Here is a 13,099-nt window from a genome sequence, read left to right as displayed (position 1 = left end):
GGTAGTTAACTGGCCCGGCTTCCCCGGGGTCAAACGGTCACACTGCGCGACGCGTGACTCTCCGTCGATCATCAATCACGTGCGGTAGTGGAAGATTTTCGATGAGCCGACAGCAAAGGGACGTTTTTCAAGGACGCCATCCAGGGCTCACGTGCGCGATATCGCGCTGTCATGCCCATGAAATGCGAGCTCTGCATCCAGGGCTGCGACTGTGCCGAAGGTCACAACGGCCCGGGAGCCCATTGGACCGTCCGACGGTACCGCCTACGGGGCGTGACGTAACCCCCCGGGACGACAACGGAGCACATCCGTCCGGGACGTCGTCCGATCCCGAAGAAACGTCTCAGCGGGATGGACGCCATGCCGCCGCGACGCTTGAGAGGCAGATCGATAAATTCTATGGTGCGGATTACCGGACAGCCGCTTCGAACAACACTCCTGGGACGGTGGGTATTTCATCCAGGCCGACACGGATCGAACACCCGTATTACGGGACATGGAATGGGATGACCATGCTTCAGGTATCAATCGTCGTACCCTGTTTCAATGAGAGCGAGGTGATCGGGACCTTTCATACGGCATTGGTGACCGCCCTCGAACCGACCGGGCAGACGTTTGAGATCTGCTATGTGGACGACGGCAGCGGCGACCGGACAGGACAGCGACTGCGCGAACTCGCGGGAAGCGATCCACGGGTCCGTTACACCTCGTTCAGCCGCAATTTCGGTAAAGAAGCCGCCATGCTCGCCGGACTGCGTATGTCCCGGGGCGAAGCCGTGGTTCTGATGGACGCGGATCTCCAGCATCCCCCCGAGCTCGTCCCCCGCATGCTGGAGTTGCACCGGCACGGATACCACCAGGTGGTGGCACAGCGCGACCGGGCGGGCGAAGGCGTCCTGCGCACCGCGCTCAGCCGTCTCTACTACCGGCTGGTACGCCGCTGTATGGATGTCCAAGTCGTAGACGGGGCAGGGGACTTCAGACTTCTGTCCCGCCATGCGGTGGACAGTGTGCTGGCACTGCCGGAGAGCAACCGCTTCTCCAAGGGGATCTTCTCCTGGATCGGCTTCGAGACCGTGAGCTTCACCTACCGCAATGTGCGACGGGCCGCCGGGACATCCAAATGGGGCGGCCGGAATCTGCTGAACTACGGTATCGACGGACTGCTCTCGTTCAACAGCCGACCGCTGCGTCTGGCGATCCACACCGGCCTCTGGCTCTTTCTCTCCGCGCTCCTCTACGCCTTCTGGATCATCGCGAATGTCGCACTCAACGGGGTCGACGCGCCCGGTTTCACCACGCTGATGACGGCCATTGTGGCACTCAGCGGAATCCAGCTCGCGACGCTCGGCATCATCGGGGAATACGTGGGGCGGATCTACCACGAGGCGAAGCGCCGTCCGCACTACGTGGTGCGGGAGACGGACGAATCCCGCGCGTCCGTACGTGGCCGCCCCTCCGCGACGTCCGTCGGGCAGGCGCGCTCGGAGGGTTGATTCCGGCCACCCTCGTCCGGCCGGCGTGCCGACGACGGTTCGAATCACGTGCGAAAGGCAGTGGTGTACATGGCCGCGGGCGCTTCGAGCGTCGCCATCCCGAGACAGCAGGGCGGGAAATCCCGCCAAGAACCGGACAACGGCCGCGAAACATTTGTACGTTCACCGATCAAATTCTGGGTGATGGTTCTCCTGCCGCTGCCGCTCGCCCTTCTCGGCACGGCTTCCTGGCTCGGCGGTTATGTCCGTCCCAGTGCTGACGAGTGGTGTTTTCTGCCCACGGTGCGGGACAACGGTATTTCCGGGCTGGTCGAGAAGTTCTATACCGTGGACAACGGACGGGTGGGCAACGGTCTGCTGGTGGGGCTCTACACCAAGTCCGGGGCCACCGGCCACCAGTGGTTCGCTCCGGTCAGCGCCGTGGTCGTGCTGGGTGTGCTGTGGGCGGGAACCGGTCTGCTGCTGCGCGCGGCGGGACGGACGGCGCCGCGCGGGGTCCCGCTGCTCGTGGCATCCATGGTCACGGTGGTCTTCCTGCTCGCGACCCCCAACACCTACAAGACGTTCTACTGGCCCGCCTCCTCCGTCTCGCACACGGTGGCGCCCGTCCTGGCCTGCGCCGCGGCGATTCCGCTCCGGTGGGCACGCTCGCGTACGGCCAGGGCCGCCGCCGTCGCCACCGCGTTCCTGGCGGGATGCTTCATCGGCACACTCTCCGAGGAGGCGTCGGCCGTCGCGCTGGTGGTGCTCACGGCCGTTCTTCTGCTCAGCGGCGGAATCTTCACCGCTCGGGTACGGAGATACGCGCGCGTCTGGTGTCTGGCCGGCCTGACCGGTACGGGGGCCGGCGCACTGGTCCTGCTCACCTCCCCCGGATCGCGCAACCGCCGCGAGCGGTTCGGCGCGGGAACCGCCTCGATGGTCGCTCCTGACTCGCTGCTGGAGTCGCTGCGCGCGTTCCTGGAGATCCTCGGCACCGTCCTGACGACATGGCAGTATCTGGGGGCGGTCGCGGTGGGCGTGCTGCTCGGTCTCTGCGCCAGTGCCGGAGCGGGGGACGGGCGCGGGGCGGGAAACGCTCCGGTGCTGCTGCCCCGCCGGCCGCTCTTCCTGGTCTGCGCGGGCGCCCTCACCTTCCTTGTCGCCGGATATCTCTGCACCGTGATCACCTATCCGCTGTTCGGCGCCCGTGTGACCGGCGCGTCACGGACCTGGAACGACTACCTCCTGCTGTATGTACTGCTGCTCACCGGCATCGGTGTCCTGCTGGGACGCGCCTGCGTACGAGGACAGGCACGGGCACGGGAGCGGACACGGAGCGAAGGCCGGACACAAAGCGAAGGCCGGGTGCGGGGCCGACGCCGGGGCCGACGGGCGTGGCCAACGGCCCTGACGGCGGCGGCCGGTGCGGCGGTCTGCGGAGCTGTCTGCTTCCAACTCGCCTCCCCACTCGCACAGTTGGGCCATGACATGCGGGTACGGGCCGAGCGATGGGACCGCCAGGACCTGCGGCTGCGCACCGAGGCGGCGCGGGGCGCGCGGATCGTCCCGTACACACGGCTGCCGATCAGCGGGATGGGGGAACCGTTCGGCGGCCCGGGGTCACGGACCTGGCCGGCCGGGTGTGTCGCCGACTACTACCACCTGGAGCGGATCACCGACGCGCGGCGGCTGCCCTGACACCGGCGGAACGCCCGGACGCGCGAGCGGACACATGATCCACCGGTCCGTGCAGGGGAATTGACGAGGCGTCCGTTCCGAGTGGTCCTCATTTTCTCCGATTCTCCGATTCGCCAATCATCCGGGACGGTCTCATGTGCTGGAGCGCGACAGCCGATCTCGTGGCGGGCACCGGGATCACCGTGGTCGGGGCGGTCTGCGTGGCGCGGGTGCGGCATCTCCGCGATCTGCCGCTCGCCGCGCTCCCGCTGCTCCTCGGACTCCACCAGGGCATCGAGTCCGTCGTCTGGCGGACCGGCGGGGGAACGGGTCCCGCCACCCTGGCCTGGGCCGTGATCGCCCTGCCCGTACTGGCGGTATGGGTGCCGCTCGCCGTGCTGCTCGCCGCGCCGCCGGAAGCACGGCGCCGCCTGGCCGTTCCGGCGCTCGCCGGAGCGGCGACCGCCGCGGTCCTCGTGTACTGCCTCGCCACCCGGACCGTACGCGCCGAGATCCGCGGCCACACCCTCGGCTACGCCGTCGACGTTCCGTACGCGCCTCTGGTCGTCGCGGGCTATCTCGTCGCCACCCTCGGATCACTGCTTCTGGGCGGAGATCCGTCCGTGCGGCTGCTGGGCGCGGTCGTCACATGCGGAGCGCTCCTCTGCGCGGTGCTGTGGCGGCTGGAGTTCCTCTCCACCTGGTGCGCGCTCGCGGCGGTGGCGTCCGCCCTGTTGCTTCTGCGGCCGCGGCGGCCACCGGACGCCAACCCGCCGTCTCCCGCCGAGGGTTGAACCGCCCTACGGCCGACGGCGTACGGACGGGTCCGGCGCCCGGCGCGATGAACAGGACGGGCGAGTTCCCCGTATCACTCTGCGCACCCCGTGTGTGATGCCCGGCCTCACCGCCGGGGTGACCCCATCCCGAGACCGAGGACAGGACCAGCCCATGAACGACTCCGTCAACGCTTCCCTCCATGCCCTTCCCGACGGGGAGGCCGAACTCCGGCTGGTGGTCCGTCTGCCGTGGGAGGACGTCGCCGCGCTCGGGCAGGAGGCCGGCCGGCTGGCCGCGCAGATGCAGCGGCCGGTCGGTCTGGACGAGGCGGCGAGCCATCGGCTGCGTTCCCGCTCCACCACCCACGCGAAGCCCGCGCAGGACTGGCCCGTCAGCGCGCCGTCCACCGTCTCGGCGCTCACGGCGCGTACGCCGGGGGAGCACGCCCGGCAGGCGATCGAGAAGATCAACGGTACGGGCGGCGCGGAGGCGGGCACCGCGCAGACCTCCGCCTGAGCACGGTCCGTCCGCCGCCCGGACCTTGCCACCTGGGAGGGACGGTCCGAACTGAAGGTCGGCCGTGTCCCCGTGCCGCGTCACTCGCGGCGCCCGCTCCGTCTCCCTAGCATGGTGAACGTCCGTGTTTCCGGGCTCCCCCGGCGCGCGGCCGGGGGCCCGTCCGCCCCGAGACGACCTCAGCTCCGGGGAAGAAGGACGCCATGAGCCACCAAGGGTCCGCGCTTGTGGAGTGGCTCACCCGGAAGCTCAGGCCCCGGCCCCGGCCCTCCGTACCGTCTCCCGGCGGCCCGCCTCCCCGGAACGGTTCCCTCTGCTTCACGGCCGACTTCTCCTCCGAGGACCAGTGGGTCGCGGGCCGCACCTGGGCCTATCCGGACGGCGGTCCGACCAACCCCGGGGACAACAAGCTCGACCATCTCGTGCCCGACGCCGACTACAGCCGCACCGGTACGTTCCGCGCGACCCGCCGCCCCGACGGCAACTGGAACACCGGCCTGCTGACGACCGAGGAGAGCGCGGAGGGCTTCACCGTCCGGACCGGCGACATCCTGGAGACCCGGGTACGGCTGCCCACCGAGCCCGGCGCCTGGCCCGCGATCTGGACCTGGCGGGACGGCGGGAACGAGATCGATGTCTTCGAGTACCACCCCGACAACCCGGACCTGCTCGAACTCTCCAACCATGTGAGGGGCGGTCAGCGCTACTACACCCACTCCTCGATCCGGCCCGGCGCCCAGGTCGATCTGCGGGTCGAATTCCGGTCGGGGTCCGTCGTCTGGTGGGTCAACGGCCGGCGCGCCTACTCCGACGGGCGGGGTGTGGGCCGCGGCTGGAACGCCTCTCTGATCGTGAACCTCTCGGTCTGCGCGGGCCGCTACCACCCCGCCCCGGACCCGTCCGCCACGGCCATGTCGTACGAGGTCGACTTCCTCCGCGTCCACCGGCCCGGTTTCCTGGCCTCGTCCCGGGGCCGCTTCCCCGGTCTGCTCTCCAGAGCCGCGCACCGGTTCCGCGCGTAGGTACCGCACACCGGTTCCGCGCACCGATTCTGTGCGCAGGTTCCGCGCGCAGGTATCGACATGCGGGGGCGGGACCCGTGGGCGAGACTTGGCGGGGTGAAACGTGATGATCAGGACGATCAGGACACCGCTGCCCCGGGCGACCCGGCCGAGGGCTATCTGCCGATCGCCGAGCACGGTCTGATCGGGGATCTGCGGACTTCCGCGCTCGTCGGGACCAATGGACGCATCGACTGGTTCTGCGCCCCCCGCTTCGACTCCCCCAGTGTCTTCGCGGCCCTGCTCGACAAGGAGCGGGGCGGCTTCTGGGACATCGCGCCGGTGTGCGACTCCGCCACCCGCAACCAGTTCTACTTCCCCGACACCAATATCCTGATCACCCGGATCCTCACGGCGGACGGCATCGTGGAGGTCCAGGACTTCATGCCGATCGTGCGGGAGCGGGACACCCAGCACCGGCAGCGGCTGGTGCGCCGCGTGGTCAATGTCCGAGGCCGGATGCGGCTCGGGGTCCGGATCGCGCCGAGGCTCAACTACGGCCGCGACAGGCACCGGCTGGAGCGGATCCCCGACGGCGTACGGTTCGTCGGCGACTCCCTGACACTCTGGCTGCGGTCGTCCATCACGCTGGACCTCGACGCCACCGACGCCCACGCGGAGTTCGACCTCCCCGAGGGGGAGACGGCGCTGTTCGACCTGGAGACGGCGGGCGGATTCGACGGCTCCACGACCGAACCCGATCCGTGCGCGGTCGACGCGGTCGCCGCCGAGTCGCTCTTCGAGTCCACCGTCGCCTTCTGGCGCCGCTGGCTGAGCCAGTCCACCTACACCGGCCGCTGGCGCGAGATGGTCCACCGCTCGGCGCTCACCCTCAAGCTGCTGACGCACGAACCGTCCGGTGCCATCGTGGCCGCGCCGACCCTCGCCCTGCCCGAACAGGTGGGCGGCTCGCGCAACTGGGACTACCGGTACGTATGGATCCGCGACGCCGCGTTCTCCCTGTACGCCCTGCTGCGGCTGGGCTTCACCCAGGAGGCGCAGGGATTCATGGACTGGCTGACCGACCGGCTGCACGGCGCGGAGCCCGACGGCGGCGGGGGCCCGCTGCGTGTCATGTACTCGATCGACGGACACGACACCCTCCCCGAGGAGGTGCTCGGGCATCTCGACGGGTACCGGGGCTCGCGCCCGGTCCGTACCGGCAACAACGCCAGTGTCCAGCGTCAGCTCGACATCTACGGCGAACTGATCGACTCGATCTATCTGTTCAACAAGTACGGCGTGGGCATCTCGCACGACAGCTGGACCGATCTGTGCGACATCCTGGAATGGCTGATGGCGCACTGGGACACCACCGACGAGTCGATCTGGGAGACCCGGGCGGGGCAGCAGCACCACACCTACTCACGGCTCATGTGCTGGGTCGCGGTCGAACGTATGATCAGGATGGCGCGTCAGCGCGGGCTGCCCGGGGATCTCGGCCGCTGGATCTCGGTCCGGGACCGGATCTACCGCCAGATCATGGCGCGCGGCTGGAACGCGCGAGAGCGTACCTTCGTCCAGCGTCTCGCCGCCGAGGACGGACAGGAACCCGCGGACATCCTGGACGCCTCGCTGCTGCTGATGCCCATGGTCAAGTTCGTCTCACCGGTCGACCCGCGTTTCCTGTCCACCGTCGAGGCCATCGGCAAGCGGCTGGTGGTGGACAGCCTGGTGTTCCGGTACGACCCCGAACAGGCCCCCGACGGGCTGACCGGTACCGAGGGCACCTTCTCGATCTGCTCGTTCTGGTGGGTGGAGGCGCTCGCCCGTACCGGCGATGTGGAACAGGCACGGCTGGCGCTGGAGAAGATGTTCACCTACGCCAACCATGTGGGTCTCTACGCCGAGCAGATCGGACTGACCGGCGAGCACCTGGGCAACTTCCCGCAGGCGTTCACCCATCTCGCCCTGATCAGCTCGGCGATCAATCTCGACCGCGCGATGGGCTGAGCGCGCCGGACCCCCGCCGTGCCGGGCGCGTTCCGTCCCCACCGTGGCGGGGGTGCTCCGGAATGCGCCGCGGCGGGGCCCGGGGAACCATGACAAGAGGGGGCCGGCCTGTCCGACCAGGTGGAACGGAAACGGAACGGAGTGGACGAGAACCATGCCGGTGACACGACACGCGGTGATAGGGGCCCCGTGCTGGGTGAGTCTCATGGCCCGCGATCTCCGGGGCGTCCAGAACTTCTACGGCAGGGCGCTCGGCTGGACCTTCCGGCCGACGACGCTGGGCGACGAGTTCCGCGTCGCGCTCGCCGACGGATTCGCGGTCGCGGGTATCGGGGCGCTCGCTACCAGCCTCCAGGCCGCGGTGACCTGGACCCCGTACTTTCTGGTGGACGACGCGGACACGGCCGCCGCCCGCGTCCGGGAGCGGGGCGCGACCATCGCCGTCGGCCCGCTCGCCATGCCCACCGGCCGCGCCACCCTCGCCGCCGACCCGGACGGCGCCGTGTTCGGGTTCTGGGAGGGGGAGACCATCCCGGGCTGGTCCGTGGGGCGGGGCAGCGGGCCCGCCCGGCTGGAGCTGCGTACGAGGGACGCCTTCGCCGCCGCCATCTTCTACGGACAGGTGCTCGTCTGGGGCTCGGACGAGCGGGAGAGCTGCGAGGTGCACTACGAGGACCATCAGGTGATGGTGCGCGACGGCACGCACACGGTCGCCGCGCTGCGCGGCGGAGCCGTCGAGAGCGCCCCCGACCCGCAGATCCGGCCCCGCTGGCATGTGTACTTCCGGGTGCCCGACGTGGACAGCGCCGTGGTGGCCGCGTCCGCCGCCGGGGGCGTGGTCGTCGCTCCGCCGGCGCCCTCGGGCCCGGGAGGCCCGGGACGGGAGGCCACCCTCCGCGACCCGGACGGCGGGCTGTTCACGATCACCGGCTGAACGAGCGGAGGATCACCTGCTGAACGAGCGGAGGCGGCGGCCGGCCCGCCGGGCGGGCGGGCCGCGCCGTCGTCATCCCGTGTTGTCCACGGCGCGGGCCTTCTCGGTCTCCCTGGCGATACGGGCGTTACGGCGTACCGAGGACCAGAAGGACCAGGCGATCAGCACGACACCGACGAGACCGGTGATGAGTTCGCTGATCTGGTACTCGATGGTGACCAGGAGGATCACGGCGAGCGCGCCGATCGCGTAGTGCGCGCCGTGCTCCAGGAAGACGAAGTCGTCGAGGGTCCCCTGCCGGACCAGATAGACGGTGAGCGACCTGACGTACATGGCGCCGATACCGAGGCCGAGGGCCATCAGCACGATGTCGTTGGTGATGGCGAAGGCGCCGATGACACCGTCGAACGAGAACGACGCGTCGATGACCTCCAGATAGAGGAAGGTGAAGAACGCGGCCCTGCCGGTGAGAGCGACCACCGCGCCGTTCGAGCCGCCCCGTCTCCCGCGCGCCTTCTCCTCGGCCTCCTCGGCTTCCTCCTCCTCTTCCTCGATGCGGTTCTCGAAGAAGGCGGAGAGCCCGGCGACCACCAGATAGGTGATGAGTCCGGCGACTCCGGCGGTCAGCACCGTCTGGGCCTTGTCCGCGTGTCCTCCGCCGTGCTGGTGGGCATGGGTGGCCACCGTCATGGCGGCGACGACCAGCACGATCAGCGCGATGCAGACCGAGAGCATCTCGACCTTGCCGAGCTTGGCCAGGGGCCGCTCCAGCCAGGTCTGCCAGGTGATCTCCCGCTCCTCGAAGATGAAGTTGAGGAAGATCATCAGCAGGAAGATCCCGCCGAAGGCGGCGATCGCCGGGTGGGCGTCGGTCACCAGCTGCTGGTAGCGGTCCTTGTCGTCGAGCGCCAGTGTGACGGCCTGGACGGGGCCGATCTTGGCGGTGACCGCGACGATCAGCACGGGGAAGACGAGCCGCATCCCGAAGACCGCGATCAGCACACCGACGGTGAGGAAGATCGTCTGCCAGAAGGCGCTCATCCGCTTCAGGATCCCGGCGTTGATCACCGCGTTGTCGAAGGAGAGCGAGACCTCCAGCACGGCCAGGATCGCGACGAGTCCGAGGGCGGCCCATCCGTCGTAGAGCGCCCCTGCGGCGAGACCGGCCGCGGTGACGAGAAAAGCCCATCTGAACGTCTTCAGAACCACTGCGTGGTCATCCTCCCTGGTACGGAGGCCCCCGCCGGGCGACCGCGCGAGAACTCACCGTAAATGATCGTTGTTCGTGCCGGTCCGCCGCATCGGCTGCCGGGCCCGCCCTTCCGGGAAGCACCCCCGGCTGACAGACTCCTCCCGTGCCCGACTTCGACATGCTTGTCATCGGATCAGGACCGGGCGGCCAGAAGGCCGCCATAGCAGCGGCCAAACTCGGCCGGCGGGTCGCCGTCGTCGACCGGCCCGACATGGTCGGCGGCGTCTCCATTCATACCGGAACCGTCCCTTCCAAGACACTGCGGGAAGCGGTGCTCTATCTCACCGGGCTGACCCAGCGGGATCTGTACGGCCAGAGCTACCGGCTCAAGGAAGAGATCACCGTCGCGGATCTCACCGCCCGTACCCAGCATGTGGTCGGCCTGGAGGTCGATGTCGTACGCAACCAGCTCGCCAGGAACCAGGTGACGCTGCTGTCGGGCACCGGGCGGTTCATGGACGACCACACCGTCGCCGTACGGGACCTCTCCGGGCAGGACCGGCTGCTGACCGCCGAGCACATCGTCATCGCCACCGGCACCCGCCCGGCCCGCCCGGCGAGCGTGGAGTTCGACGACCGCACGGTCCTGGACTCCGACAGCGTGCTGAACATGGAGAACGTCCCCCGCTCCATGGTGATCGTCGGCGCGGGTGTCATCGGGCTCAACCTCATCCCTGCACTATGACTCTACTGTGAGGGAAAGCGACCGAACGTAAGGGACTTCGCTCGCGGAAGAGTGGGAGCGGCCTCGCCGCTCGGACCTTCCGGGTACCAAGCGGCGAGGCCGCAGACCTGCCCCAGCCAGGGCTTCCGGACCACTGACTCGGGCAGGCCGTTCACGGTGCGCCCCCTACCCCGATTCGGTCGCCTTGGGGTTGATACCTGCCGTACTGGCCCTACCGCGGAGGCTGCCGGCAGTCACCGTGCGGCCACCGCAACTTCTCGGCGCCGGGACGGGGACAGATATCGAGAGTGCGTTGCACGTACCGGCCGTCGATGGAGTAGTAGAACCACTCCACCTCGCCGCCTTGTTCGAGCCGTGCCCGTGCCTGCGCGAGCACATCCTTCGGCAGCGGAGCCCGGTCGGCCCGCGGGTATTCCTGGAGCGTGGCCTCCAGCCAGGCGTATGCGTCATCAGCCGTGCTGTGTGTGGTGACCACAATGGCGGTCTCGGCGAACCGCGCTCGCTGTACCTCGATGCTCAGTGGCTCCGTGGCCGTGGGCTGAGGTCGGAGGTGCGGGTCGCTCCCCGGGCGGCACCGCGGGCCCGTCCATGCGTAGCCGTGCCAGTGCAATGCCGGAGTACCACCCTTCGTCATGCGATGGTGGCCGTCCACCGTCCGCGTGACAGGTGAATCACGCCGTCGGGCGTGATCCGGACGCGGCTGCCGTAGAGCGACAGGCCACCTTCCGCAGCCTGCCGGTTGCGGATGCGCTCCAGTTCATCCCACAACTGGCGGGGCCCGCCCTGGTGGACCGTGGGCGGCTCCAGACGCTCGGCAATGGCGCGCGCCCATGACCCGTCCGCGTGGACGAGGTAGGCGGCGCGTTTCCGGCCGTTCAGCTCGTAGCCCAACTCCACGCCGGGCACCACGATTTCGAGCATGGAGCGCAGTTCCCAGGCGTTCTCCACGTCCACCACCGGATACCGGCCGGTCGACACCTTGTCTCCGTCGACATCGCGTGCCACCGCGAAGAGACGGTCCAGGCCGGGCTTGTAGTCCGCGCCGCGGCGCGAGGTCATGAATGCCGCCCAGTCGCGCTCGAACTGCCCGACCGCCCCGCCGTCCTCGCCCTTCCAGGCCGTCAGGATCAGCGAGGTGTTCGCGATGGTCGTGACCAGCCGGCCGCCCGGCCGCAGGGCCGCGAGCCACGACGCAGGTACCGGCCGCACGGCGACCGTGGCAATGATCCTGTCGTACGTACCGGGGAGCCTGTCGGCGGTGGCGTCCAGGGCGTGGATCTGCGGGTGCAGGCCCATGGCCGCCAGGCGGCCCCGCGCGGCGTCGCAGAGATACGGGTCGATGTCGACGCTCGTCACGTGCCGGTCACCGAGTCGCCAGCTCGCGCACGCGGTGAGTCCCCCGGCCCCGGTGCCGACGTCCAGCACATCCATTCCGTCGGCGAGCCGCCCGTGGCGCAGCATCCGTACGACCAGCCCCGGATGCGTCGCGGACGAGGTCGGCCGTCCCTCGGTGAGGTCGCCCGGCTCACCGTGGTCGGCGTGGAGCGCGCCCACCCGGGTGATCACCGACTTGTCCTGATAGGCCGTGCGCATCCAGGGTTCGATGTCCGACGGGCCGTCGCGAAGGATCCACGTGTCCCCGTCATGCCGCTCCCACCAGCGCGGCACCAGCTCGTGCCGGGGCGTGCTCGCGATGGGCAGGCGCCACCGCGATACGGGATCGGTCACCTGGTCGGCGAGCCGTAAGGCCCTCTGCTCCCAGTCCATGTGCGGTCGTCCTTGTTCTAGTCGGTGGGGTCGCATGCGTTGTTCGAGGGGTCGCAGGCGTCGGAGTCGTCGGGTCCGCACGCGCCGCGGGCGGGGAGGGGGATCTTTGCCGAGAGGTCTGCCCACGCAGGCCCGCTGAGCAGGTCAGACAGCCTCTGCTCCCGGACGTTGCCGGCGGGGAAGTCGCGGGAGAGAACGCAGCCCGCGAGGTCGCCGTTCGGAAGTACAGCCGCACGCCCTCGGGTGCACCGGCCGCACATCTCGGCCAGCGCCGGAGTCTGTCCCGGCAGCGAGGCCCTGCCCACGGCACGCGCCCGATCGGTGTTGATCCGCATGACGCCCATGTCCAGCAGTTCGGCGCGCGCCTCGGCGATGCGCTGCCCGGAGAGCACTTCCACGATGCCGGCCCGGATCGGGATGCCGAGTGAGACCGCGTGCTCGATATTGAAGCGGGTCCGGTGATAACTCCCGGGCCGTCCGGTGATCTTGTCGTGCTCCTCGGCCCGGTCGCTGTAGTAGCTCGTCCCGAGCGACACCCCGTCCTGGGTGAACACGTCCCACCACTGCGGGCGCACGTGATACAGGTTGCTGTAGATCTCGACCTTGAGGCCCAGCGTCAGGGCGAGCTGGGTGAGCGGGATCCACTGCGGGTACATCGTGGGCTCGCCCCCGATGAGCTGCACCGTCGGAATGCCGAGCGCCGCCGCCTCCGTCACGACTGATTCCCAGTTCGCCGGGGTCATCGCGCCGTGCGTGCCCTGGGGGCTGGACGAGGCCAGGCAGTGCGTGCACGTGAGCTGACACCCCCCGGTGACTTCCAGCTCCAGTATGTCGAGCGGCGCGGTCTTTCGGCTGGGCAGTTCGATAAGCGTCGTCATGATCGCTTTCCTCTCGGGATGGATGAGAGCTTGACTGCTTGTCGTGCCTGCCCTGGCCGTCGAAGAGCAGCCGCTCATGACGACCAGGGCAGTTGTCCGTACCGGCCGGACCGTCCCCGCC

At 69.2% G+C, this 13,099-nt stretch carries 11 protein-coding genes and 1 pseudogene; 8 read left to right on the top strand and 4 right to left on the bottom strand.

Features of this window, described 5'->3' with window-relative positions; all coding sequences use genetic code 11:
- The first annotated feature begins 512 nt into the window (after positions 1-512).
- The 7 genes from OG214_RS36750 (at position 513) to OG214_RS36720 (ending at position 8,396) form a co-directional block, all read left to right on the top strand.
- Positions 513-1,496 (top strand): glycosyltransferase family 2 protein, encoded by a 984-nt coding sequence (locus OG214_RS36750; RefSeq protein ID WP_363084704.1) that lies wholly within the window; start codon positions 513-515, stop codon positions 1,494-1,496.
- A gap of 183 nt (positions 1,497-1,679) precedes the next feature.
- The gene (locus OG214_RS36745; RefSeq protein ID WP_405987238.1) at positions 1,680-3,176 is read left to right on the top strand and encodes a DUF6056 family protein; all 1,497 of its coding nucleotides are present in this window, start codon (positions 1,680-1,682) and stop codon (positions 3,174-3,176) included.
- Positions 3,177-3,310: 134 nt separating this feature from the next.
- Entirely contained in the window at positions 3,311-3,949 is a 639-nt protein-coding gene (locus OG214_RS36740) for a DUF6629 family protein (protein WP_405987237.1), read from the top strand.
- A 154-nt stretch (positions 3,950-4,103) separates the two neighbouring features.
- Positions 4,104-4,448: a hypothetical protein gene (locus tag OG214_RS36735; RefSeq protein ID WP_363086471.1), complete on the top strand. Its 345-nt coding sequence runs from the start codon at positions 4,104-4,106 to the stop codon at positions 4,446-4,448.
- Between the two features lie 203 nt (positions 4,449-4,651).
- Positions 4,652-5,470, top strand: coding sequence for a beta-glucanase (locus OG214_RS36730; protein ID WP_405987236.1), 819 nt, complete (start codon positions 4,652-4,654; stop codon positions 5,468-5,470).
- A 60-nt stretch (positions 5,471-5,530) separates the two neighbouring features.
- On the top strand, positions 5,531-7,462 hold the full coding sequence (locus tag OG214_RS36725; RefSeq protein ID WP_405987235.1) for a glycoside hydrolase family 15 protein: 1,932 nt from the start codon (positions 5,531-5,533) through the stop codon (positions 7,460-7,462).
- Between the two features lie 205 nt (positions 7,463-7,667).
- Positions 7,668-8,396, top strand: a complete 729-nt coding sequence (locus OG214_RS36720; RefSeq protein ID WP_405987234.1) for a VOC family protein — start codon at positions 7,668-7,670, stop codon at positions 8,394-8,396.
- Between the two features lie 72 nt (positions 8,397-8,468).
- On the opposite strand, the gene OG214_RS36715 is transcribed toward OG214_RS36720, so the two are convergent.
- Positions 8,469-9,605, bottom strand: coding sequence for a DUF475 domain-containing protein (locus OG214_RS36715; protein WP_405987233.1), 1,137 nt, complete (start codon positions 9,603-9,605; stop codon positions 8,469-8,471).
- A 146-nt stretch (positions 9,606-9,751) separates the two neighbouring features.
- Here OG214_RS36715 and OG214_RS36710 point away from each other — a divergent pair.
- Positions 9,752-10,312 (top strand): annotated as a pseudogene (locus tag OG214_RS36710) (FAD-dependent oxidoreductase); the annotation flags it as partial.
- A 232-nt stretch (positions 10,313-10,544) separates the two neighbouring features.
- Here the strand turns inward: OG214_RS36710 and OG214_RS36705 are convergent.
- The 3 genes from OG214_RS36705 to OG214_RS36695 all read right to left on the bottom strand — a co-directional run bounded on the left by OG214_RS36705 (position 10,545) and on the right by OG214_RS36695 (position 12,978).
- Positions 10,545-10,808, bottom strand: coding sequence for a hypothetical protein (locus tag OG214_RS36705; RefSeq protein WP_405987232.1), 264 nt, complete (start codon positions 10,806-10,808; stop codon positions 10,545-10,547).
- 155 nt (positions 10,809-10,963) lie between these two features.
- The gene (locus OG214_RS36700) at positions 10,964-12,100 is read right to left on the bottom strand and encodes a methyltransferase domain-containing protein (RefSeq protein ID WP_405987231.1); all 1,137 of its coding nucleotides are present in this window, start codon (positions 12,098-12,100) and stop codon (positions 10,964-10,966) included.
- Between the two features lie 17 nt (positions 12,101-12,117).
- Positions 12,118-12,978: a radical SAM protein gene (locus tag OG214_RS36695; RefSeq protein ID WP_405987230.1), complete on the bottom strand. Its 861-nt coding sequence runs from the start codon at positions 12,976-12,978 to the stop codon at positions 12,118-12,120.
- Positions 12,979-13,099 lie beyond the last annotated feature (121 nt).

Source organism: Streptomyces sp. NBC_00872, assembly GCF_045161915.1.
Lineage (GTDB): Bacteria > Actinomycetota > Actinomycetes > Streptomycetales > Streptomycetaceae > Streptomyces.
Note: the sequence above shows the minus strand (reverse complement) of the source record. Positions and strands in the feature narration are given on the sequence as shown.

Coding starts and splice junctions, on each gene's coding strand:
- OG214_RS36750 (WP_363084704.1), top strand. CDS start 513: ATGCTTCAGGTATCAATCGTCGTACCCTGTTTCAATGAGAGCGAGGTG.
- OG214_RS36700 (WP_405987231.1), bottom strand. CDS start 12,100: ATGGACTGGGAGCAGAGGGCCTTACGGCTCGCCGACCAGGTGACCGAT.
- OG214_RS36730 (WP_405987236.1), top strand. CDS start 4,652: ATGAGCCACCAAGGGTCCGCGCTTGTGGAGTGGCTCACCCGGAAGCTC.
- OG214_RS36725 (WP_405987235.1), top strand. CDS start 5,531: ATGCGGGGGCGGGACCCGTGGGCGAGACTTGGCGGGGTGAAACGTGAT.
- OG214_RS36740 (WP_405987237.1), top strand. CDS start 3,311: ATGTGCTGGAGCGCGACAGCCGATCTCGTGGCGGGCACCGGGATCACC.
- OG214_RS36695 (WP_405987230.1), bottom strand. CDS start 12,978: ATGACGACGCTTATCGAACTGCCCAGCCGAAAGACCGCGCCGCTCGAC.
- OG214_RS36735 (WP_363086471.1), top strand. CDS start 4,104: ATGAACGACTCCGTCAACGCTTCCCTCCATGCCCTTCCCGACGGGGAG.
- OG214_RS36720 (WP_405987234.1), top strand. CDS start 7,668: ATGGCCCGCGATCTCCGGGGCGTCCAGAACTTCTACGGCAGGGCGCTC.
- OG214_RS36745 (WP_405987238.1), top strand. CDS start 1,680: ATGGTTCTCCTGCCGCTGCCGCTCGCCCTTCTCGGCACGGCTTCCTGG.